Origin of the sequence: Methylobacterium sp. WL12, assembly GCF_008039475.1 — a bacterium.
GTDB classification, from domain to species: Bacteria; Pseudomonadota; Alphaproteobacteria; order Rhizobiales; family Beijerinckiaceae; genus Methylobacterium; species Methylobacterium cerastii.
The window spans coordinates 179,182-201,571 of sequence record NZ_VRUW01000001.1; the positions used below are offsets into that span (position 1 = coordinate 179,182).

Here is a 22,390-nt window from a genome sequence, read left to right on the forward strand (position 1 = left end):
TCTCCCCCCCTGCTGCGCAGGGTACCCTCCCCCGCAGCGGGGGGAGGGAAGAGCGCGCGCTCCATCGGTCGGAGGTCTCGCAATGAGCGACGTGGCGCTTCCCGCGCTTGCCGACGCCCCGGCGAAGACGGAGCAAACCGAGACGCCCGCCCGCCCGCGCCGGCGCCTGCCCTACCTCCAGGCGGCGCCGATGGCGCTGGTGTTCGTGGTCTTCCTCGCGATCCCGCTGCTGCTGACGCTGATGGTCAGCTTCTGGGAATACAACGAATACGAGATCATCCCGGCCTTCACGCTGCAGAACTACCGCGACGTGTTCGAGGGGTGCGGCAACCTCGCCGACCCGTGCACGACGGTGCGGACCTACCTCTCGACCCTGAAGTTCTGCGCGCTGACGCTGGCGTTCACGCTGATGGTCGGGTTCCCGGTGGCGTACTTCCTCGCCTTCCACGTCCGTTCGCGCGCGGTGCAGATGGCGCTATTCCTGCTGTGCACGATCCCGTTCTGGACCTCGAACGTGATCCGCATGATCTCGTGGATCCCGCTGCTCGGGCGCAACGGCCTCGTCAACGACACGCTCCGCAGCCTCGGGGTGATCGAGCGGCCGATCGAGGGACTGCTGTATTCCGACTTCTCGGTGACGCTGGCCTTCGTGCACCTCTACACGGTGTTCATGATCGTGCCGATCTTCAACAGCATGGCGCGGATCGACCGGTCGCTGATCGAGGCGGCCTACGATGCGGGCGCCACCGGCTGGCAGACCCTGTGGAGCGTCGTCGTCCCCCTGTGCAAGCCGGGCATCGCCATCGGCACCATCTTCGTGCTGACCCTGGTGATGGGCGACTTCGTCACGGTGGGCGTGATGGGCGGGCAGCAGATCGCCTCCGTGGGCAAGGTGATCCAGGTCCAGATGTCGTACCTGCAATTCCCGGCGGCGGCCGCCAACGCCGTGGTGCTGCTGGCTGCCGTGTTGATGATGATCCTCGGGCTGACCCGGGTGATCGACCTGCGCAAGGAGCTGTAGCCGTGAGCGACCGCCCCCGAGGCCTGGCCTTCACCGCGCTGGCGGCGTTCTTCGCGCTCTACGTGCTGTTCCTCTACGGCCCGACCCTGACGATCCTGGCGCTGAGCTTCCAGGGCCCGCAGGGCGGGCTGACCTTCCCGATGAACGGCGTCTCGACGCACTGGTTCGGCAAGCTCTGGGCCGGCGGCGGCATCGTCGACATCTGGGCGGCGTTCGGGCGCTCGCTCCGGCTCGGCTTCGTGGTGATGGTGCTCACCGTCGTGCTGGCGTTCTTCGCGGGCCTCGCCTTCCGCAAGGGCTTTCGCGGCGCCAACGCGCTCTTCGCCATCGCGGTGGCGAGCCTGATCGTGCCCTCGATCGTGGTCTCCCTCGGGATCGGCCTCGAGTTCCGGCTGGTCGACGACGCGATCAACGCGCTGGCCGCCGCCACAGGCTGGGGCTGGCTGCAGGACCACGGCACCGCGATGGGGCTCTACAGCTCGGCGCTCGGCGCTCACCTGACCTGGACGCTGCCCTTCGGCCTGCTGATCATGTTCGCGGTCTTCAACCGGTTCGATCCGGCCTACGAGGAGGCGGCGCGCGACCTCGGCGCGACCGGGGCGCAGACGCTGCGCCACGTCGTGGTGCCGATCCTGGCCCCCGCACTGGTCGGCGTCGCACTGTTCGGTTTCACCCTGTCCTTCGACGAACTCGCCCGCACCAGCCAGGCGATCGGCGGCCGCAACTCCCTGCCGCTCGAACTCCAGGGGCTCACCACCACGGTGACGACGCCGGAGATCTATGCGCTGGGAAGCCTGACGACGGCGGTTTCGGCGCTGGTGATCGGCACGGCGCTCGCCGCCAGCCTCCTCCTGCAGCGCCGCCGCGCGCGCCGGAGCCTGGCCGGCGCCTAGAGCATTATCCGTGCGGTCGCATCGTCTCCACGCGAGCCGGCATCCACGTCGCTTGAAAATGCTCCGGCGCCCTACTCCGCGCCAGCCGGCTCGTCGCCCGATTCGACGAGCGTCAGGCGCGGGGTCGAGGCCTTGCGCTCGGCGGTCTCGATCAGGCGCAGGCTCGTCGCCTGGCGGCTCTTCTTCAGGTCCTCGGCGATCGCGCCGGTGTTCCCGGCGATGCGCTTGGCGCGCTTGTCGTACTCCGCCATCGAGACGACCGAGGAATCACCGGTCTCGGGGGTGCGCGCCATGTCCACCTCGAAGGAAGAGACCGTCCGCACGAGCGCGTGGCGGGCATGACTTCAACCTAGCACGCTTTCGCGTGATCGCTCCGAGGATTCGCGGGCGACGCACCGCGGGTTCGAGCGGCGGCGACATCGCTCGGCCGGGCACGCTTTCGTGTTCGTGCCGGTTGGTGTTTGCAAAATGTCGCGGGGTGTGCAAAAAGTACAACATCGACTTCTGGTCAGATATCCGGCCGCTCCGCCCGTAATGGTCGTGCGCTGTGTTTTCTCCCACAATTCGACGATTAGCGATCTGGCGCGTGATTCACATGCGCCGGTCGGCTTATGACGCCTGATAAGATACGGAATTTTCTATGAGCACCGGCACCGTCAAGTGGTTCAACGATCAGAAGGGCTTCGGCTTCATCCAGCCGGATGACGGCGGCAAGGACGTCTTCGTGCACATCTCGGCTGTCGAGCGCGCTGGCATGCGCGGCCTGACCGAGGGCCAGAAGATCTCCTACGAGATGGAGACCGACCGTCGCAGCGGCAAGCAGTCCGCCGGCAGCCTCCAGGCCGCCTGAACCCGAGTTCGCCTCGGATCGTTGTCGAAGCCGTCCCACCCGGGACGGCTTCGCGCGTTTCTGAACGGCGCGACCGAATCGCGGCGAGGCGACCTCGCCGCGGACCGCCTTCAGCCAAGCGCTGGGGGCCGACCACCGCCGAGCCCCGCAGGCGACGACCTGTGCGCCTCGGTCCGACCCGTCTGACCGCATCCGGCATGGGGCCGGTGGCGCATAAGGATCTTGTGTGAATCAATCCAAGGACAACCAGTTCTCCGACCGGCTCGAGACCGCTGCGAAGGCGCGGGAAGCGATGCTGGCGCGCTATCGTTCGCGGCCGGCCGCCGACGATCCCGCCGTGGTCGCCCGCCAGGCCGAGCGCCAGGCCGTGATCGAGGCCCGCGAGGAGCGCAACAAGGAGCGCGAGGCCGCCCGGCTCGCCGCCGAGGTCCAGCGGATCGCCGAGGCGAAGGCCCAGCGCGAGTTCGAAGCCGCCGAGGTGCTGCGCATCGCCGCAGAGAAGGCCGAGCGCCAGGCCGCCCTCGCCGCCGAGCAGAAGGAGGCGCGCGACGCCCGCTTCGCCGCCCGCAAGCTCCGCGCCCGCAAGTAAGACCGAGACCGGCTCGCCGAGCCGAAACCCGGCGACGGCCCCTCCGCCAGCGGTTCACCCCGCGGGCGTTCGGGCCGGCGCCCTCAGCCCTAGCCGAATCCGTCTCCGCATCCGTCGCGCCCGTCCCGGGTTCGATACCCGGCGTCGCGGCGACCAGGAGTGATGTTCGATGTCCCACAAGTTCAAGCTCGGCCAGCGTGTCCGTCAGTCGCGCGGCGGCTTCGGCTCCGTGAAGGACGACGCGTCCGGCCTGCTCTGCGAGATCGTCCGCCTGATGCCCGAGGACCGCACCGGCGAGCCGGGCTACCGGATCAAGTCCTCGGCCGGCGAGCGCGCCGCGACCGAGAGCGAGCTGTCCCTCGCCGGCTGATCAGACCGACACCACCGCCAGCGAGTCACGTCTGCGCGACGTCTGCAGGGCGCGCGGGCGTGCCGTGCGTTGCCAAACGCCCGATCCTGCGCCATCTCACGCTCCGTGCCGGCCACGGCCTCGTCTGCCGGCCGCACGCGGCTCTTGCGGGACGGACCGGGCGGCGTTTCGTGCCCCGTCTCCGGACCGGGAGCCGTTCCATCCCCGGGCGGCGTTTCACGTCGGCCCCAACCCCAAGCAGGCAATGAGTAAGCGCACCAGGCAAAGGCCGCAGGAGCGGGGCTCCGTGCTGTTCGACGTGGTCTACGAGGACGGTTCGCAGGCCTCCAACCGCCGCGTCCCGATGGAAATCCTCGGCGGCCTCGACGGCGACGATCCGGCTCGCGAGGTGATCTCGGCGCAGGACGAGGACATCGCCCAGAAGTCCGGGCGTCCGCAGCGGACGATCCTCTCGCTCTCGCGGTCCCCGATCCCCGAGGCGAAACCGAAGCCGCCCCGCGATGCGTAAGGGAGCGCGAGCGTGGGAGGGCACGACATGGGCCACAAGTTTCATCTCGGACAACTCGTCCGCCGCCGCGACCTCGCGGCGGCCCGCAACGGCAACCGCATCTTCGAGGTGATCGGCCTGCTGCCGGCCGATGCCGGCGCGCCGGGCTATCGCATCCGCAGCACCGAGGCCGGCACCCACGAGGTCCGCGAGGACGGGCTGACCGCGGCCTCGTGCTGCCCGGCGCCCGCGACCTGATCGACCGCGGGACCAGGCGCGCATTGGAGCGCCGCGTCGGGGGTGGCATAAGGCCGAGACGTCCCGATCCCGGGGCCTCGCCCGGACCCCCGCCCGATGCGCCGCCTTCCGCCGGCCCCGACATCCTTCGCCACCGACAGGCGCGCGCCGTGAACGCGCCGGACCTCGCGCCCGCGCGCCGCTCGGCCTCGCGCCGGCTGGCTAACCCGCGGACCCTGTGGAAGCGGGTCTCGCGCGCCGTCGGCGACCTGCTGCCGAAGGGCCTCTACGCCCGGTCGCTGATCATCATCATCGCGCCGGTGGTGCTGCTGCAATCGGTGATCGCCTACACCTTCATGGAGCGGCACTGGCAGCTGGTGACCAAGCGCCTGTCCTCGGCGGTCACGGCCGACGTCGCGGCGCTGATCGACATCTACGAGGTCTACCCCCAGGACAAGGACACCGAGACACTCTCGCGCATCGCCGGCGAGCGGCTGAACCTCGACCTCGACATCCTGAAGGGCGCCAAGATCCCGCCGCCCGGGCCGCGGCCGTTCTTCTCGATCCTCGACGAGGCGCTGTCGGACGAGCTGAAGCGCCAGATCGGCCGCCCGTTCTGGATCGACACCGTCGGCCGATCGAACCTGATCGAGATTCGCGTCGCGATTCCCGACGGGGTGATGCGCATCACCGCGCGCCGCTCCCAGGCCTACGCCTCGAACTCGCACATCTTCCTGGTGTGGATGATCGGCTCGTCGATGGTGCTGCTCGGCGTCGCGATCCTGTTCCTGCGCAACCAGATCAAGCCGATCCTGCGGCTCGCCGCGGTGGCGGAAGGGTTCGGCAAGGGCCGCGAGATCGAGTTCCGCCCCCGCGGCGCCCGCGAGGTCCGGCAGGCCGGCCACGCCTTCATCGAGATGAAGCGCCGCATCGAGCGCGCGATGGAGCAACGCACGACGATGCTCAACGGCGTGAGCCACGACCTGCGCACGATCATCACCCGGTTCCGGCTCTCCCTCGCTCTGATCGACCAGAGCCCGGAGATCGACGAGCTCTCGCGCGACGTCGACGAGATGAGCCGCATGTTGGAGGGCTACCTCGCCTTCGCCCGCGGCGATTCGGCGGAGAACGCGGCGCCCACCGACATGCGCGCCCTGCTCGAGGACCTGCGCACCGACGTGGAACGCCTGGGCGCCCAGGTCTCGGATTTCGAGCTCGCCGGGTCGCCCTCCGTCACCGTGCGGCCCGACGCGTTCCGGCGCTGCCTGTTCAACCTCGCCGCCAACGCCGCCCGCTACGGCGAGACGGTGGCGATCTCAGGCCGGGCCGAGGCGCGGGCGTTCTTCGTCTCGATCGACGACGACGGCCCGGGCATCGCGGTCGAAAGCCGCGAGGAGGTGTTCAAGCCGTTCGTGCGCCTCGACGACGCGCGCCAGGATGCGGGCGGCTCCGGGCTCGGCCTGTCGATCGCCCGCGACATCGCCCGCGCGCATGGCGGCGACGTCTCGCTCCACGACAGTCCGCTCGGCGGCTTACGCGCGACGGTGCGGGTGCCGGCCTGAGGCCGGCGGCTGGTTCGGCCCGATGCGCGGCAAAAAAACGGTGCGGCGGGTGTCCCCACGACCGCGCCGGGGTGCTATGGACGGGCGATCCGTCCAAGCGCGTGGGTTACTTCGCCGCCCCGCACGACCTGAGTGCCGTTCATGAACCCGCTCGTTCCGCTCTTCATCCTGATCTCGCTGCCGCTCGCCGCGATCGGTCTCGTGCTCTACACCGACACCGGCATCGAGCCGGCCCTGTTCTACGCCTCGGTGAAGACCTTCGTGATCCTCGGCGCCATCGCCGTCGCGCTGTCGTTCGGCGCGAGCAAGCTCGCCGAGCGCTCGAAGCACTGATCGCCTCGCCCGCCGCGGCACGCTCCGTGCACGCGGGACGCTCCGTGCAGTAAGGGGCGGGTCGGCCGGGCGTTCGACGGCCCGGCCGCGCGAACCGGGAGGACGTTTCCATGATGCAGATCGTTCCGGCCTTCGGACGCATCGGCGAGGAGAACGCCTTCGCGGTGCTGGCCCGTGCCAACGCGCTCGCCGCTCAAGGACGCGACGTCATCAACCTCGGAATCGGCCAGCCCGACATGCCAACCCCGGCCCACGTCGTCGAGGCCGGCATCCAGGCGCTGCGCGACGGGCACCACGGCTACACGCCGGCCACCGGCATCCTGCCCCTGCGCGAGGCGGTGTCCCGCGACATCCACCGGCGCCACGGCGTCGAGGTCTCCCCTGAGAGCGTGATGATCGTGCCCGGCGGCAAGGTCACCATGTTCATGGCGATCCTGATGTTCGGCGAGCCCGGAGCCGAGATCCTCTACCCGGACCCCGGTTTCCCGATCTACCGGTCGATGATCGAGTTCACCGGCGCGACGCCTGTGCCGGTGCCGATCCGCGAGGCCAACGGCTTCGCGTTCTCGGCCGAGGAGACCCTTGCGCTGATCACGCCGCGGACCCGGCTGCTCATCGTCAACTCGCCGGCGAACCCCACGGGCGGCGTGACGCCGAAGGCCGAGATCGACGCCCTGGCGAAGGGTCTCGCCGACCATCCCGACGTCGCGATCCTGTCGGACGAGATCTACGGCACCATGACTTACGATGGCGAGGCGCATCACTCGCTGCTCAGGTACGAACAGATTCGCGACCGGCTGATCTACCTCGACGGCGCGTCGAAGACGTACGCGATGACGGGCTGGCGGCTCGGCTGGTCGGTCTGGCCGAAGCCGCTCTACGAGGCGGCGCGCAAGCTCGCGGTCAACGCCCATTCCTGCGTCAACGCCGCGACCCAGTGGGCCGGCATCGCCGCGCTGGACGGGTCGCAGGACTGCGTGGCCGAGATGGTCGCCGAATTCGATCGGCGCCGCACGATCGTGGTCGACGGCCTCAACGACCTGCCGGACGTGTCCTGCATCGTGCCCAAAGGCGCGTTCTACGCCTTCCCGAACGTGAGCCGCACCGGCTGGAAGGCGAAAGCCCTGGCCGCGTCGCTGCTGGAGCAAGCCGGCGTCGCCGTCATCGGCGGGCCGGATTTCGGCGTCCACGGCGAAGGCTACATCCGCCTCTCCTACGCCAACTCGGCGGAGAACATCTTGCGCGCGCTGGAGCGGATGAAGACGTTCCTGTCCGAGCGCAGGCCAGGCTGAGGCGCCCTCGCCCCCCCGCGCCGTCATTCCGGGTCGCCGAAGGCGAGCCCGGAATCCAGAGCCGCCGCGTTCGCCGGATCGCAAGCTCCGGCGCCGCCCCTGGACCCGTCGCGGCTCTGGATTCCGGGCTCTGCTGCGCAGCCCCGGAATGACGGGTTTGGATGGGTGGGCGACCCCGAACGGAGCCGCCCGACCCGACCTCAGGCCGCCATCGACTGCGCGTTCGGCTCGGCCGCGCGCACGTCGTCGTCGACGTGCTGCTCGAAGCGCTTGAAGTTCTCCTTGAACATGCCGACGAGGCGGTTCGCGGTCTCGGCGAAGGCGGCCTTGTTGGCCCAGGTCTTGACCGGCTGCAGGATGTGCGGCTCGACGCCGGGCACCGAGACCGGCACCGCGAAGCCGAAATACGGGTCGCGGCGGAACTCGGTCTTCGACAGGGAGCCGTCGAGAACCGCCGAGAGCAGCCGGCGGGTGACGCGGATCGGCATCCGCCGACCGGTGCCGACGCCGCCGCCGGTCCAGCCCGTGTTGACGAGCCAGCAATCGACGTCGTGCCGGGCGATGAGGTCGCGCAGCAGGTTGCCGTAGGTGCTCGGGTGGCGCGGCATGAACGGCGCGCCGAAGCAGGTCGAGAACGTCGCCTCGGGCCCGGTCAGGCCGCGCTCGGTGCCCGCGACCTTGGCGGTGTAGCCGGAGAGGAAGTGGTACATCGCCTCCGCGCCGGTGAGCTTGGCGATCGGCGGCATCACCCCGAACGCATCGCAGGTGAGCATGACGATGTTCTTCGGGTGCCCGGCGCGGCCGGTGTCGCTCGCGTTGGCGATGAAGTCGAGCGGGTAGGCGCAGCGGGTGTTCTCGGTGAGCGAGGCGTCGTCGAAGTCGGGGATCCGCGTCTCAGGATCGATCACCACGTTTTCCATCACCGTGCCGAAGCGCTCGGTGGTGGCGTAGATCTCGGGCTCGGCGTTGCGCGAGAGGCGGATGGTCTTGGCGTAGCAGCCGCCCTCGAAGTTGAAGATCCCCTCCGGGCTCCAGCCGTGCTCGTCGTCGCCCAGCAACTTTCGCGAGGAATCGTTCGAGAGCGTGGTCTTGCCCGTGCCCGACAGCCCGAAGAAGATCGCCGAGCCGCCCTCGGCGTCGAGCGCCGCGTTGGCCGAGCAGTGCATCGGCATCACGCCCGCGCCCGGCAGGATGTAGTTCAGGTAGGTGAAGACCGACTTCTTCATCTCGCCGGCATAGGCCGAGCCGCCGATCAGCACGATCTTGCGCGTGAAATCGATGGCGATGACGGTCTTGGAGCGGCAGCCGTGGCGGGCCGGGTCGGCCTCGAAGCTCGGCAGGTCGATGATCGTCATGTCCGGCACGTACCCGGCGATCTCGGCGCGGGCTGGCCGGATCAGCAGGTTGCGGATGAACAGGGAGTGCCACGCGAATTCCGAGAACACCCGCGCCTTCACCCGGTAGCCTGCGTCGGCGCCGCCGTAGAGGTCCTGCGCGAACAGCTCGCGGCCTTCGGCGTGGGCCTGGAAGTCGGCGAGCAGGGTGGCGAACTGGTCGGGCGTGATCGCGCCGTTGTTCTCCCACCAGATCTCGTTCTCGGTGCTCGCGTCGCGGACCACGAACTTGTCCTTGGGCGAGCGACCGGTGTGGCTGCCGGTGGTGGCCACCAGCGCGCCGCCGCGCGCCAGGCGGCTCTCGCCGCGGACCAGCGATTCCTCGTAGAGGCGCGGGGCCTCCAGGTTCCAGTGCACGGCCTTCAGGTTGCGCAGGCCGATCGCCTCGGCGCCGTGGGCCGCGTTGTGATCGCCGATGTCGCTCATGGTCTCTCTCCCGGGCCCCTGCTCGCGCCGTGTCGCTGGTCCGGGCCGCGCGGCGCCGGATCAAGGGAGCGTCCGTGCGGTCGTACAGGACCGCCGCACGCTGGTTCGCCGCTCCCGGCCCGTTCTGGATCAGGCGGTAAGGCAATCGCGTCAACCTGGACCCGGGAGGGAGGAGGACAGACGGAGGCCGCTTTGTCAGGCCTCGGCACACCTGTAAGGTGCCGATCGCGACGCGCATGGCGCGTGGGACCGCAAGCCGCCTTCAACCCGGGCGCGAAGGCGGGTATCGGAGGGGACGCCCCCCATCCGTCCCGAGACGATCGAACCCTTCATGCCGCAAGCCGTCGCCGGCCCCGAGATCGAGCGCCTGATCCAGCTGCTCGCCCGGATGCCGGGCCTCGGCCCCCGCTCCGCGCGGCGGGCCGCCCTGCAGCTCATCAAGAAGCGCGACACCCTGCTCGCGCCGCTCGCCGACGCGATGCGGGTCGCGGTCGAGCGCATCGTCGTCTGCCGGGAATGCGGAAACGTCGACACCTGCGACCCGTGCACGATCTGCAGCGACCCGAAGCGCGACCCGACGGTGCTGGTGGTGGTCGAGGACGTGTCGGACCTGTGGGCGCTGGAGCGCTCCGGCGCGGTGCAGGCGCGCTACCACGTGCTCGGCGGCGTGCTCTCGGCCCTCGACGGCGTGCGGCCGGAGCACCTCAACATCGCCAGCCTCGCCGAGCGGGCGGCGAACCCTGAGGTGACCGAGATCATCATCGCGCTGAACGCCACCGTCGACGGGCAGACCACGGCCCACTACGTCACCGACGCGATCAAGGCGCTCGGTCTGAAGGTCACGCGGCTCGCCCACGGCGTGCCCGTGGGCGGCGAGCTCGACTACCTCGACGAGGGCACGCTCACCGCGGCGATCCGCAGCCGAACCGCGTTCTGAATCGCACCGAAGTGGAGGGCGCCGGCGGCATTTGACCGCCCTCCCCCCGCATCCTATTCCGGCGACACGCCTGTCCCCTCACCTGCCCCGCCACCCGGTCGAGCCATGACGATCCGTCCCCTCGTGATCCTGCCCGATGCGCGCCTGCGTCTGCCGTCGGAGCCGGTCGGCCCCGTGACGAAGGAGATCCGCACGCTCGCCGAGGACATGCTGGAGACGATGTACGACGCCCCCGGCGTCGGGCTCGCCGCGATCCAGATCGGCGTGACCAAGCGGGTGGTGACGATCGACACCTCGAAGGAGGAGGGGTCACGCAACCCGCAGGTGTTCCTCGATCCCGAGATCGTCTGGGCCTCGGAGGAGACGCGCGTCTACGACGAGGGCTGCCTGTCGATCCCCGAGGTCTACGGCGAGGTCGCGCGGCCCGACAAGGTGCGCGTGCGCTTCCGCGACCTCGACGGAGCGGTGCAGGAGATCGAGGCGGCGGGCCTGCTCGCGACCTGCATCCAGCACGAGATCGACCACCTCAACGGCGTGCTGTTCATCGATCACCTGTCGAAGCTCAAGCGCGACCGGATCGTGAAGAAGTTCACCAAGGCGGCCAAGCGCGACGCGGCCTGAGCGGACAGCAACCATGCGCGTCGTCTTTATGGGCACCCCGGACTTCGCGGTGCCGACGCTCGCGCGGCTGGCCGAGGACGGCCATTCGATCGCGGCGGTCTACACCCGCGCGCCTGCCAAGGCCGGGCGCGGCATGGCGCTCCGCCCCTCCCCCGTCCACGCGCTGGCGGACCGGCTCGGGCTTCCGGTGCTGACGCCCTCGACCCTGAAGGACCGAGAGGCCGCCGAGACCTTCTCCGCGCATCGCGCCGACGTCGCCGTCGTCGTCGCCTACGGCATGCTGCTGCCGCAGGCGATCCTCGACATCCCGCGCCACGGCTGCCTCAACCTGCACGGCTCGCTGCTGCCGCGCTGGCGCGGGGCGGCGCCGATCCACCGCGCGGTAATGGCGGGTGACGCGACGAGCGGCGTCGGCGTGATGCGGATGGAAGCCGGGCTCGACACCGGGCCGGTGGCGCTGGAAGACCGCATCCCGATCCGGCCCGGCATGACCACCGGCGACCTGCACGACGCCCTGATGCCGCTCGGCGCCGACCTGATGGCGCGGGCTCTGCGGGCGCTCGAGGCCGGGACCCTGACCTTCCGGCCGCAGGACGAGGTCGGCGTGCTCTACGCCCGCAAGATCAGCAACGACGAGGCGCGGATCGACTGGGCGCAGGATGCCGCGGCGGTCGCGGCGCATGTGAACGGTCTCAGCCCGTTTCCCGGCGCCTTCTTCGAGGCCGACCTCGGCAAGGGCGCGGAGCGGGTGAAGGTGCTGCGGGCCGTGGTCGCCCCCGGCTCCGCCGCCGCCGGGACGCTGCTCGACTCCGAGGGCACGGTCGCCTGCGGCTCGGGCGCCGTGCGGCTTCTCGAACTCCGCCGCGCCGGCAAGGGCGGCACCGCGAGCGGCGCGGAGTTCATGCGGGGCGCGCGGCTCGAAGCCGGGGCGCGCCTGGTATGACCGGGATCGTGGAGGGCGCCGCCCCTCGCCGCACCGAACCGGCCGCCTGATGCCGCGCTACAAGCTCGTCATCGAGTACGACGGCGCGCCGTTTCGCGGCTGGCAGCGGCAGGCCGCGGATCCGAGCGTGCAGGGCGCGATCGAGGCGGCGGTGACGCGGTTCTCGGGCGAGACGCAGGGGCTGACCTGCGCCGGGCGCACCGATTCCGGGGTGCACGCGACGCATCAGGTCGCCCATCTCGACCTGTCCAAGGATTGGCGGACGGACGTGGTGCGCGACGCGCTGAACGCGCACCTGAAGCGGGTCCCGGTCTCGATTCTCTCGGCAGAGGTCGTCGACCCGGCGTTCAACGCCCGGCACTGGGCGATCCGCCGGCACTATCGCTACCGCATCCTCGACCGGCGCAGCCCGCCGACCTTCACCCGCGGCCAGGTCTGGCACGTGCCCTGGCCGCTCGATGCGGCGGCGATGCACGCGGCCGGGCAGAGCCTCCTCGGCCTGCACGACTTCACCGCCTTCCGCGCCGCCGAGTGCCAGGCCAACAGCCCGATGCGCACCCTCGACCGCCTCGACGTGACCCGCCGGCCGATGGGGTCAATGGAGGAGATCGTGGTCGAGACCGACGCGCGCTCGTTCCTGCACCATCAGGTCCGCAGCATGGTCGGCACGCTGATGCTCGCCGGCGGCGGCCGCCTCGACGCGGCCGGCGTCGCAGACATCCTCGCCTCCCGCGACCGCAGCCGCTGCGGCCCGATGGCCCCCGCCCATGGGCTGTGCTTCGTCGGCGTCGATTATCGACCTGAGATTAACGATTTCGCATTTAATTAATCTGAGATTGCTTTTCTAGCACGAAGAGCGATGATCCCCCGGCAAGTGGAGGGCGCTGTTTGCGCACCCGGGGGGGCGACGACCATGGAAGGCCCGTTTCAGATCATCGTCTATCTGGCGACGTGCTTCGCGTTCTTCTCGCCGCTGATCTTCATCGCCGTGCGGGAATCGATCAAGAAGCACCGCCAGGAGATCATCACCGACCTCGCGACCGTGTTCGACATCGGTGACCCGGCCGGGACCAACCTGATTCCGTCATTCGAGTTCGTGAAATACAAGTACTTCGTCGGCGCCCGCCGAAGCCGGGACCCGGCGGCCGGCCGGGCGGAGGGCGAGCGGAGCACGGTCTGGGCGGAAGAGACCCGCGGCAAGCGCGAGGACTATTCGGTGATCGCGTGGATCATCGGCTCCGCCCCATTCGGAATCCTCGCGGCGACCTCGACCTTCTACGGCCTGTCCCTGCTCCTATCGGTGCTCGCCGAGCATATGACCGAGCCGAGCGGCCTGCGCTGGGGCGGCTTCAGCTACCCGACGCCGACGGGCGTCGGCATGGTCTGGCTGCTCGGCATCTGCGCAGCCTTCGCCGGCAGCTACATCACGGCTTTGCGCAGCCTGTACCGCGCGATCAAGAACTTCGACCTCAGCCCAGGCATGATCGCCAACGAGACCAACAAGATCCTCATCAGCTTCGTCCTCGGGCCGATCGTCTCCACCTCGATCATCTGGTTCGGAAGCCAGCTCGTGACGCTGGTGGTGCCGGTCTCGCCCGCGGTGACGGCGGCCGCGGCCATCACCGCCTGCTTCGTCGCCGGCGTCATGCCGGAGGTCGTCCTGCGCAGCATCATCCAGCGCGACCAGTTGAAGAACTTCAAGCGCGAGGAAGAAGAGGTCTTCCGGGCGTTCAAGATCACCCCGGTCGAGATCGTCGACGGCATCGACAGCGAGATCCGGGTCCGGCTCGACGACCACCACATCCACTCGACGCAGAACCTCGCTGCGGCCAACCCCCTGATGCTGTTCGTCGAGACACCTTACGGCGTCTACCAGATCATGGATTGGGTCGCGCAGGCGCAGCTCTGCTGCTCCGTCGGGCGGGACAAGATCGTGCGGCTGTGGCCGCTCGGCGTGCGGACGCTGTTCGACCTCGAACGGCTCGCCGCCGGTAAGGACCCGTCCAAGGACGCGCTTCTGCTGGAGGTCGGGCGCATCATCCTCGGCGAGGCGCTGGTGCCCCTCGACCCGAAGGATCGCGCCGCCACCGCCGCCCTCGTCCGCGCGAGCATCGAGTTGCGCCTCGACGACCCGCATGTGCAGCGCCTGCGACAGATCTACATCGCCGTCGGCGACCGGCTCGGCTCGAAGAGCCGCCGCTTCCGCGGCGGCGGCTACCGGGTGCTGTGCCGGAATCGGTCGCGCAAGGGCTGGATTTGCCGCGGGATTCGGGGCGAGCGCGCCTGAGCCTCTTCCTCAGGCGCCGGTTGGGAAGTAGGCGTCGAGCATCCGCACGTAGATCGCCGTCAACCGTTCCAGGTCGGCCACCGGCACGCACTCGTCGACCTGGTGCATCGTCTCGCCGACGAGGCCGAACTCGATCACCGGGCAGGCGTCCTTGATGAAGCGCGCGTCCGAGGTGCCGCCCGTCGTGGAGAGCGTCGGGCGCAGGCCCGTCTCGGCCGCGATCGCGTCCGAGACCAGGTCGACGAAGGCGTCGGGCCGCGTGAGGAAGGCCGGGGAATTCGAGGGCGCGAGGTCGAGGGTGTAGCGGACGGCGTTGCCGGCGGCCGCATCGAGGCGGCGGCGGATCTCGGCGCCGAGCGTCTCGGCATCCCAGCCCTCGTTGAAGCGGATGTTGAACACCGCCCGCGCATCCGCCGGGATGACGTTGGTGGCTTTGTTGCCGACGTCGATCGTCGTGAATTCGAGGTTCGAGGCGTCGAAATGCGCGGTGCCGCCGTCGAGCGGGTCGGCGGCGAGCGCCGAGGCGAGGCGCAGCATCCCCGGGATCGGGTTCTCGGCCCGGTGCGGGTAGGCGACGTGGCCCTGCCGGCCGTGGACCGTGAGCTTGCCCGTGAGCGATCCGCGCCGCCCGATCTTGATCATTTCGCCGAGCGTGCTCGGGTTCGTCGGCTCGCCGAGCAGGCAATGGTCGAAGCGCTCGCCCCGGGCCTTCGCCCAATCGAGGAGCTTGACGGTCCCGTTGACCGCCGGCCCCTCCTCGTCGCCCGTGACGAGGAACGCGATCGACCCGGAAAAATTCGGGCCGCGCGCCTGCAGGAAGCGCAGGGCGGCGGCGAGCATGCAGGCGATGCCGCCCTTCATGTCGACGGCGCCGCGCCCGTAGAGGATGCCGTCGGCCATCGCACCGTCGAACGGTCCGCTCCGCCACGCCGCCGCGTCGCCGGGCGGCACCACGTCGGTATGGCCGGCGAACAGCAGGCACGGGCCGCCCGATCCGATCCGGGCGTAGAGGTTCTCGACGTCGGGCGTGCCGGGCTCGGAGAAGACCGGACGCGCGACGGAGAACCCGGCCTCGGTGAGGACCCGGTCGAGCAGGGCCAGGGCGCCGCCCTCCTCGGGGGTCACCGAGGGGCAGCGGAGCAGCGCCTGCGCCAGATCGAGGGGGCTCGCTTGCACGCTCACGCCGGGCGCCCGACGACCGGAGGCCCGGGGATGGTCGGGCAGGTCGGCCTGCTCGCGCAAGACGACGTAGTCCCGGAGCGCGGAGCCTGCATCTTCAACCCTTCTTGAGAAACGAAGCTTACGACAACATGGGGCCGGGACAAAAGCCGCCCGACGGGTCGCGCACGCGAAGGGAGCACCGAGGCATGGATGCGAAGGCGGGGTCCGAGCCGGCCAAGGCCGGCAGCCATCTCAGCCTCGTGCCCGCGCCGTCGGAGAAGCGTTCCGGCGGCCGCCGCAACGCGGTGATGATGCCGGCCACGATCGTCTGCCCCGACGGGGCGACCCATCCTTGCGTGATCCGCGACATGTCGGCGACGGGCGCGAAGCTCGCGATCTCGCGCCGCCACCGGCTGCCCGCCGAGGTCACGCTCGCGATCCCGGGGCAGGCCGTCGCCTACGCAGTCGCGCGCCAATGGCAGCGCGGCGACTTCGCCGGCGTCGTGCTGGCTGTCGCCAAGCCCGACGCCGACACATCCGACGCCGACATGCCTGCACCCGAGATGCCTGCACCCGAGATGCCCGGCGCAGCTACTTGAGGACCACCACCTGCGCGTCGCCGACGCGGCGCATCACGCTGACGGTGACGTCGTCGCCGTGGCGGTGGAAGCGGAGATCCACCCGCGATTCGCCCAGCCGCACGTTGTAGAGCGAGACGCCGTCGAGGAACGCCGGCAGGATCGGGTTGCGCAGGCGGACGCGGTTGCGGGCGTGGTCGAGCTCCAGGCCGAGGCAGGCCGAGAGGAACGCGAACGGCGCCGCCGCCGCCCAGGCCTGCGGGCTGCACGCCACCGGATAGGAAACCGGCCCGCGCTGGCGCCGACGCATGAAGCCGCAGAACAGTTCCGGCAGCCGCTTCTGGTCCTGGTACAATGCGGTCTCGAACATGCCCTGGAAGATGCGCGCGGCCTCGTGCTTGAGGTCGTAGCGCGCGAGCCCCATGGCGATGATCGCGTTGTCGTGCGGCCAGATCGAGCCGTTGTGGTACGACATCGGGTTGTAGCGCGCCTCGCCGCGGGCGATCGTGCGCACGCCCCAGCCGTTGAAGCCGTCCTTGGACAGCAGCGTCGCCGCCACCTGCGCCGCCCGCTCGGGCTTGGCGATGCCGGTGAACAGGGCGTGACCCGCATTCGACGAGCGCACGGCGCATTGCCGCTTCTCGCCGTCGAGCGCCAGGGCGTAGGTGCCGATCTCTTCGTTCCAGAACGCGGCGTCGAACGCATCCCTCAGGGCGTCCGCCTCCAGGGTCAAGGTCTCGGCCATCGCGTCGTGGCCGAGCATCGCCGCGAGCTTGGCCATGCCGTTCTTGGCGGCGTAGACGTATCCCTGGACTTCGCACAGCGCGATCGGACCCTTGGCGAGGTGGCCGTCGTCGTGGAAGATCGAATCGTGGCTGTCCTTCCAGCCCTGGTTCTCGAGCCCCTTGTCGGTGTCGCGGGCGTATTCGACGAAGCCGTCGCCGTCCCGGTCGCCGTAATCGTTCATCCAGGCGAGCGCGAGCTCGAGCGCCGGCCAGATCCGGGTGATCGTCTCGCGGTCGCCGGTGACGGCGTAGTATTCTGAGGCCAGCATCACGAAGAGCGGCGTGCCGTCAATGGTGCCGTAATAGTGCCGGAACGGCACCTCGCCGAGCATCGCCATCTCGCCGCGGCGGGTCTCGTGCAGCACCTTGCCCGGCTGCGCGTCGGCGGCCGGGTCCACCGCCTTGGCCTGCGTCACCGCGAGGTAGCGCAGCACGCCCTTGGCGAATTTCGGGTCGATCCACAGCGCCATCATCGCGGTGATGATGCCGTCGCGCCCGAACACCGTGGAGTACCAGGGGATGCCGGCGAACGGGTAGATGCCCTCCGGCGTGCGGCTGGCCAGCATGTAAAGGTCGGCGGTGGCGCGGCAGGCGGCCTCGTTGAACTGGTCGTTCGACGAGATGATCGTAGTGATGCCGGCGGTCAGCTCGCGCAGGTCCCGGCGCGCGTCGCGGTAGGCGCGGGCGAAGACCATGCCCTCGTAAAGGCCCTTCGGCGGCTTCACCGCGGTGCTGCCAGAGGCCAGCGAGAGCGCGGCGGCGGCGTCCTCGCCGGTCTTCTCGACGGAGGGCGCGCTGGTGAAGGCGCGGTGCGCCTCGCAGACCACGCGGACGAACAGCGAGGCGCGGCCCTCGGGGGCGAGCGTCACCTCGAACACCGCGCGGCCGGGCTCGAGCAGCTTGGGCTTCGGCCCGAAATGCAGGGCGGTGGTGCGGACGATCTCGTCGAGGCCGACGTAGCGGAACTGGACCTCGTGCTCGCTCGCGACCTGCACGGCGCGCTTGCCGCGGCTGGTGCGGGCCGTACCGCGGACCTCGAACAGGTCGCGGTAGTCGGCGTCGAACGTCACCTCGATCCGGAGCGTCCGGTGGCGCGAATCGTAGGAGCGCAGGCCGATCCGGTCGTAGCAGGCGCCGCGGAACAGGAACTTGGTGCGCTCGATGGCGATGATCTCGCGCGGCAGCGTGATCTCGTCGCCGCCGTCGAGGCGGATGTCCGGCGTCGTCATGTCGACGGAGAGCGCGCCGTTGTCGTCCTGCATCACCGAGGACAGCATCAGCGGGCGCTGGCCCTCGATGGTGAAGTGCAGGCGCGAGAGGTAGCGCGTGTCCTGGAAGTACAGCCCCTCCGGCCCCGGCTGCACGCCGATGTCGCCGAAGGAATCGAGCACCGCGAAGGCCTCGCCGAACTTCAGCGAGCGCAGCGGCCGGTCGACCAGGGAGGTCTGCGCCTCGATATGGTACTGCGGCAGCACCTCGTCGGCATCCTGGAAGCCGTGCGCGACCGTCCGCGATCCGTCGCCGCCGAGCTGCGCCTTTGCCGTCGTCGTGTCCGCCATGCGTGACCTGCTCCGCGCATCCAGGAGTGCGAATCGAAAGGGCCGCCGGATCGCGAATTTGCGATGCGGCGGCCCTGGTGACCGTCTGATTGAGCCGTTTGTACGACGCCAAGCCGACGGAGAAAACCCTCGTCCGCGTCGGTCAGCTCATCCGCATCCAGCCCGAAGCAAGCCGGATGCCGGAGGTGTGGGATCAGGCCGGCATCGCGGCGATGGAGATCGCCGGACGGGCCGAGCCGTTCATCTCGCCGTAATGCGGGGCGAAGGACGCGGCGCCCGGCAGCGCGATGACCGAATCGCGGGCGGAAAGCAGCTGCTCGTAGGCGGCGACGTACTTCTTGACCATGCACTCGGCGGTGAAGGCGGTCTCGAAGTGGCGGCGCACGCCGGCGCGGCTCATGGTCTTGACCTTGGCGACCGCGGCGACCGCGTCGTCCATGGTCTCGCACAGGACGCCGCTGACGCCGTCGGCGATGACCTCCGGCACGGAGCCGTTGCGGAAGGCGATCACCGGGGTGCCGGCCGACATCGCCTCGATCATGACGAGGCCGAAGGGCTCCGGCCAGTCGATCGGGAAGGCCAGCGCCAGGGCGTTGCCGAGGAATTCCTTCTTCTGATCCTCGTTGATCTCGCCGATGTACTCGACCAGCGGGTGGTGGGTCATCGGCTCGATGACCTCGTCCCAGTACTTCTGGTCGGCCTTGTCGACCTTGGCGGCGATCTTCAGCGGCGTGCCGGAGCGGATCGCCATCTCGATCGCGCGGTCGGGGCGCTTCTCGGGGGAGATGCGGCCGAGGAAGGCGAGGTAGCCGCCCTTGGCCTCCGGCGAATAGGGGCAGTTCTGGGCCGGGAGGCCGTGATGGATCGTCGACAGCCAGTTGACGTTCGGCGGCATCGGCTCGCGCTGGTTGTCGGAGATCGACACCAGCGGCATCCCGGTGAAAGTCTTGTAGACCGGCATGAAGTCCGGCACGTCGAGGCGACCGTGCATCGTGGTGATGCACTTGTGGTTCAGGTCCTCGAACATCGGGTACTGAAGCAGGTCGATGTGGAAGTGCAGGATATCGAACTCGTGCGCCCGGCGATGGACCTGATGCAGCATCGCGAGGTGGCTCGCGGTGTGGTCGCGGTAGCCGAGCAGGCGCAGACCCTCGGGCGTGCAGGCCGCGAGCTTGGCCGAGGTCTCGGAATCGCCGCTCGCGAACAGGGTGACGTCGTGGCCCTGGCGGACCAACTCTTCGGTGATCCAGCTGACGACGCGCTCGGTGCCGCCGTAGAACTTCGGCGGTACGGCTTCCGAGAGCGGGGCGATCTGGGCAATGCGCACGAAAGGTCTCCTGAGTAGCCAGCGTTTCGGGGATCTAACCCGACCCGGGCTGAGTGGGACATGAACGAAACCCACGGCCAAGGTTATGGTTCCTTGTGCGGTGCGAAGGCAGCTCTCTGTCGGCGTCGCCGCGACTTGTCCCCGGTATCCTCGAAGCCCCTTCGGACCCGACGCGGACCCGACGCGAACCCGGCGGCGCGAACAGCCTGTACGGTGCCGAAGTCGGCCGAAAACACCGAGCCGAGCCATTTGCGGAAACCAAGATCGTAAAATCATAGTTTTGAAGTATTCCAAATCGATGTTGTGCCCTTTGGGCGACGCATCGCGAAGGATCTTGCTTATACGTCGCTTTATTTCGTCCGATCATTGCAAGTACCGCCCATGATCCGCCAAGGGATCGAGCGGGGCCGATCGCCTCCGACACTATGAGCGCGAGCGAGAACGATGGTCTGGGACGGCGGAGATACGAGACGACGACGCGCTGAGACCACCGGTTGCTTGCTGGCCTCGGTGGTCTCGCTGACGGCCGGCCTCGCCTCCGCGGCCGAGGCGCAGACCGCCCCGGCGGCGGACGAGGTCGTCCTGTCGGAGCTGAGCGTCACCGGCGTCAGCGCCGAGCGGGCCGGCGGCCCGGTCGCCGGCTATCGCGCCGCACGCTCGGCCACCGCCACCCGCACCGACACGGCGTTGCGGGACACGCCGCAATCGATCCAGGTGGTGCCGCGCGACGTGCTGGTGGACCAGCAGGACGTCCGCCTCGCCGACGCGTTGCAGAACGTCAGCAACGTGCAGCCGGGCGGCACCCTGCAGGGCCGCAGCGAGACCTTCATCATCCGCGGCTTCGCCACCCAGACCTACGCGATCGACGGCGTCCTGCTGAACCAGGCGAGCAACTTCCACACCGTCCAGCGCGACCTCGCCGACGTGGAGCGCATCGAGGTTCTGAAGGGGCCGGCCTCCGTGCTCTACGGCCGCGGCGAGCCGGGGGGCCTGATCAACGTCGTCACCCGCCAGCCGACCCTGGTGCCCTCGGGCGACCTCAGCATCCAGGGCGGCAGCTTCGGCTTCCGCCGCGTGCAGGGCTCGGTGTCGAGCCCGATCCCGAGCGTCGAGGGCCTGGCGGCCCGCATCAGCTTCGCCGGGCAGTCCGACCCGACCTTCCGCAACTACGGCGGTCGGGACAATTCCCGCACCTTCGTGGCGCCGGCCTTCACCTGGAACCCGTCGCCCGACACCCGCGTGTCGTTCCTCGGCGAGTTCACCCGCACCGACACCCAATACGACGAGGGCCTGATCGCCCGGAACGGGCGCGTGCCCCTCGACGACATCGGCCGGTACTACGGCGAGCCCTTCAGCCGCTACAACGGCACGGCGAATTTCGGTCTGCTCCGCATCGAGCACGACGTGAACGAGAACGTCACCCTGCGCGAGGTCTTCAGCGCCCAGGGCGGCGCCTTCGACCTGATCGCGACCCGCGCGACCGGCCTGACAAACAACAACAGCATCGTGGCACGCCGGGAGACCGCCGTGCGCTCGGCCTACGCCTCGATCGACAGCCAGACCGAGATGGTCGCGAAGTTCGACCTGTTCGGCCTGCGCAACACCGTGCTCGTCGGGTTCGAGTATACCAACGGCTATCGCCATTCCTACACGACGCAGAGCACCGGCTACCCGTCGGTCGGCTTCCTCAACCCGACCTTCGGCTCGGCCGTCGTCGGCACGACCTTGCAGGGCGACCTCCGGCAGAACAACGACCTCTACGGCCTCTACGTGCAGGACCAGGTCGACCTCGGCTACGGCCTGCAGCTGCTGCTCGGCGTCCGCTACGACACCGGAACGCAGTTCTACTTCAATCGGACGCCGACCTCGCGCGCGGTGCCGCCGGACCAGGAGCTGTCGGGAACCTCGCCGCGCGTCGGCCTCGTCTACCGGCCGTTCGATCCGCTGACGCTGTATGCGAGCTACACGACCTCGTTCAAACCGCAGACCGCCAACGTCCTCAACGTCTCGAACCCGGCCCCCGAGACCGGCGACCAGATCGAGGTCGGAAGCCGCCTCGACCTCACGCCGGACCTGACCCTGAGCGCGGCCGCCTTCCGCATCACCCGCCAGAACGTCGCCGCCACCGACCCGGCCAACACCGGCTTCTCGGTGATCACCGGCGAGCAGCGCTCGCAGGGCGTCGAAGCGGACCTGGCCGGCCAGATCCTGCCCGGCTGGAAGGTCATCGGCAGCATCGGGCAGCTCGACGCGCGGATCACCAAGGACACGACCTTCACGGTGGGCAACCGCCTCGTCGGCGTGCCGAGCTTCAGCACCAGCCTGTGGTCGACCTACCAGTTCCAGGACGGCTTCCTGCGCGGCTGGACCGTCGGCGGCGGCATCACCTATGTCGGGCGGCGCACGGGCGACCTGAACAACAGCTACTCCGTCGGCGGCTATGCGCACCTGGACGCGGCGTTGTTCTACGATTTCGACGAGCACGGCCGCTTCTCGCTGAACGCGCGCAACCTCACCGACCGGCGCTACATCGAGCAGCCGTTCAACCAGTTCAACAACGCACCCGGCGCGCCGCTCTCCGTGCTCGCCACCATTACCGCCAAGCTGTGACCCGGCCTCCGGACGCTCCGGCGGGAACGTCGGGATCGATCGGGCATCCGCGAAGGCATTGAAGCGGAGCGCGGTTTCTGCCATAAGCCGCCCCGCGTGGAACCGCCCGGCCGGTTAGGGCTGCCGTG

General features: G+C 69.5%; 22 protein-coding genes. 17 read left to right on the forward strand and 5 right to left on the reverse strand.

Translation table 11 applies throughout. From position 1 onward, the window contains the following. Window positions 1–82: 82 nt before the first annotated feature. Window positions 83–1,021 carry an ABC transporter permease gene (locus tag FV226_RS00860; protein WP_147761418.1) on the forward strand — a complete coding sequence of 313 codons (939 nt, stop codon included), beginning with the start codon at window positions 83–85 and terminating at the stop codon, window positions 1,019–1,021. A gap of 2 nt (window positions 1,022–1,023) precedes the next feature. Then, window positions 1,024–1,914 (forward strand): ABC transporter permease, encoded by an 891-nt coding sequence (locus FV226_RS00865; RefSeq protein ID WP_147761419.1) that lies wholly within the window; start codon window positions 1,024–1,026, stop codon window positions 1,912–1,914. Between the two features lie 71 nt (window positions 1,915–1,985). Here the strand turns inward: FV226_RS00865 and FV226_RS00870 are convergent, their stop codons facing one another. After that, a complete protein-coding gene (locus FV226_RS00870) occupies window positions 1,986–2,207 on the reverse strand; it encodes a hypothetical protein (RefSeq protein WP_147751319.1) in 222 nt (73 codons plus the stop codon). Window positions 2,208–2,554: 347 nt separating this feature from the next. On the opposite strand from FV226_RS00870, the gene FV226_RS00875 reads away from it, so the two are divergent. From FV226_RS00875 to FV226_RS00910, 8 genes are all read left to right on the forward strand, one after another. Continuing rightward, window positions 2,555–2,764, forward strand: coding sequence for a cold-shock protein (locus tag FV226_RS00875; RefSeq protein ID WP_147726903.1), 210 nt, complete (start codon window positions 2,555–2,557; stop codon window positions 2,762–2,764). Window positions 2,765–2,990: 226 nt separating this feature from the next. Further along, window positions 2,991–3,353 (forward strand): DUF6481 family protein, encoded by a 363-nt coding sequence (locus tag FV226_RS00880; protein WP_147751318.1) that lies wholly within the window; start codon window positions 2,991–2,993, stop codon window positions 3,351–3,353. 169 nt (window positions 3,354–3,522) lie between these two features. Then, on the forward strand, window positions 3,523–3,723 hold the full coding sequence (locus tag FV226_RS00885; protein WP_147751317.1) for a hypothetical protein: 201 nt from the start codon (window positions 3,523–3,525) through the stop codon (window positions 3,721–3,723). 244 nt (window positions 3,724–3,967) lie between these two features. Next, entirely contained in the window at window positions 3,968–4,231 is a 264-nt protein-coding gene (locus FV226_RS00890) for a hypothetical protein (protein WP_147751316.1), read from the forward strand. 27 nt (window positions 4,232–4,258) lie between these two features. Beyond that, the gene (locus tag FV226_RS00895) at window positions 4,259–4,468 is read left to right on the forward strand and encodes a hypothetical protein (RefSeq protein WP_147751315.1); all 210 of its coding nucleotides are present in this window, start codon (window positions 4,259–4,261) and stop codon (window positions 4,466–4,468) included. A 197-nt stretch (window positions 4,469–4,665) separates the two neighbouring features. Continuing rightward, window positions 4,666–6,009 carry an ATP-binding protein gene (locus tag FV226_RS00900; RefSeq protein ID WP_246685301.1) on the forward strand — a complete coding sequence of 448 codons (1,344 nt, stop codon included), beginning with the start codon at window positions 4,666–4,668 and terminating at the stop codon, window positions 6,007–6,009. Between the two features lie 141 nt (window positions 6,010–6,150). Continuing rightward, window positions 6,151–6,342, forward strand: coding sequence for a hypothetical protein (locus FV226_RS00905; protein ID WP_147751313.1), 192 nt, complete (start codon window positions 6,151–6,153; stop codon window positions 6,340–6,342). A 110-nt stretch (window positions 6,343–6,452) separates the two neighbouring features. After that, on the forward strand, window positions 6,453–7,634 hold the full coding sequence (locus FV226_RS00910) for a pyridoxal phosphate-dependent aminotransferase (RefSeq protein ID WP_147761421.1): 1,182 nt from the start codon (window positions 6,453–6,455) through the stop codon (window positions 7,632–7,634). Window positions 7,635–7,834: 200 nt separating this feature from the next. On the opposite strand, the gene FV226_RS00915 is transcribed toward FV226_RS00910, so the two are convergent. After that, window positions 7,835–9,454, reverse strand: coding sequence for a phosphoenolpyruvate carboxykinase (locus tag FV226_RS00915; RefSeq protein ID WP_147761422.1), 1,620 nt, complete (start codon window positions 9,452–9,454; stop codon window positions 7,835–7,837). 331 nt (window positions 9,455–9,785) lie between these two features. Here FV226_RS00915 and recR point away from each other — a divergent pair, with 331 nt between their 5' ends. The 5 genes from recR to FV226_RS00940 all read left to right on the forward strand — a co-directional run bounded on the left by recR (window position 9,786) and on the right by FV226_RS00940 (window position 14,242). Continuing rightward, window positions 9,786–10,391 (forward strand): recombination mediator RecR, encoded by a 606-nt coding sequence (gene recR / locus FV226_RS00920; protein ID WP_147761423.1) that lies wholly within the window; start codon window positions 9,786–9,788, stop codon window positions 10,389–10,391. Window positions 10,392–10,496: 105 nt separating this feature from the next. After that, complete coding sequence (locus FV226_RS00925; protein WP_147761424.1) at window positions 10,497–11,012, forward strand: peptide deformylase; 516 nt, start codon at window positions 10,497–10,499, stop codon at window positions 11,010–11,012. 13 nt (window positions 11,013–11,025) lie between these two features. Beyond that, the gene (gene fmt / locus FV226_RS00930; RefSeq protein ID WP_147761425.1) at window positions 11,026–11,955 is read left to right on the forward strand and encodes a methionyl-tRNA formyltransferase; all 930 of its coding nucleotides are present in this window, start codon (window positions 11,026–11,028) and stop codon (window positions 11,953–11,955) included. Window positions 11,956–12,004: 49 nt separating this feature from the next. Next, the gene (gene truA / locus FV226_RS00935; protein ID WP_147761426.1) at window positions 12,005–12,784 is read left to right on the forward strand and encodes a tRNA pseudouridine(38-40) synthase TruA; all 780 of its coding nucleotides are present in this window, start codon (window positions 12,005–12,007) and stop codon (window positions 12,782–12,784) included. 84 nt (window positions 12,785–12,868) lie between these two features. Then, window positions 12,869–14,242, forward strand: coding sequence for a hypothetical protein (locus tag FV226_RS00940; protein WP_147761427.1), 1,374 nt, complete (start codon window positions 12,869–12,871; stop codon window positions 14,240–14,242). Window positions 14,243–14,251: 9 nt separating this feature from the next. On the opposite strand, the gene dapE is transcribed toward FV226_RS00940, so the two are convergent. Beyond that, window positions 14,252–15,424: a succinyl-diaminopimelate desuccinylase gene (gene dapE, locus FV226_RS00945; RefSeq protein WP_147761462.1), complete on the reverse strand. Its 1,173-nt coding sequence runs from the start codon at window positions 15,422–15,424 to the stop codon at window positions 14,252–14,254. Window positions 15,425–15,609: 185 nt separating this feature from the next. Between dapE and FV226_RS00950 the strand changes: the two genes are divergently transcribed. After that, window positions 15,610–16,002, forward strand: coding sequence for a hypothetical protein (locus FV226_RS00950; protein WP_147761428.1), 393 nt, complete (start codon window positions 15,610–15,612; stop codon window positions 16,000–16,002). Here FV226_RS00950 and FV226_RS00955 read toward each other — a convergent pair. Further along, on the reverse strand, window positions 15,995–18,325 hold the full coding sequence (locus tag FV226_RS00955; RefSeq protein WP_147761429.1) for a glycogen debranching N-terminal domain-containing protein: 2,331 nt from the start codon (window positions 18,323–18,325) through the stop codon (window positions 15,995–15,997). The genes FV226_RS00950 and FV226_RS00955 overlap by 8 nt on opposite strands. Window positions 18,326–18,518: 193 nt before the next feature. Beyond that, on the reverse strand, window positions 18,519–19,652 hold the full coding sequence (locus FV226_RS00960) for a glycosyltransferase family 4 protein (RefSeq protein ID WP_147761430.1): 1,134 nt from the start codon (window positions 19,650–19,652) through the stop codon (window positions 18,519–18,521). Between the two features lie 519 nt (window positions 19,653–20,171). Between FV226_RS00960 and FV226_RS00965 the strand changes: the two genes are divergently transcribed. After that, entirely contained in the window at window positions 20,172–22,262 is a 2,091-nt protein-coding gene (locus FV226_RS00965; RefSeq protein WP_246691451.1) for a TonB-dependent siderophore receptor, read from the forward strand. Window positions 22,263–22,390 lie beyond the last annotated feature (128 nt).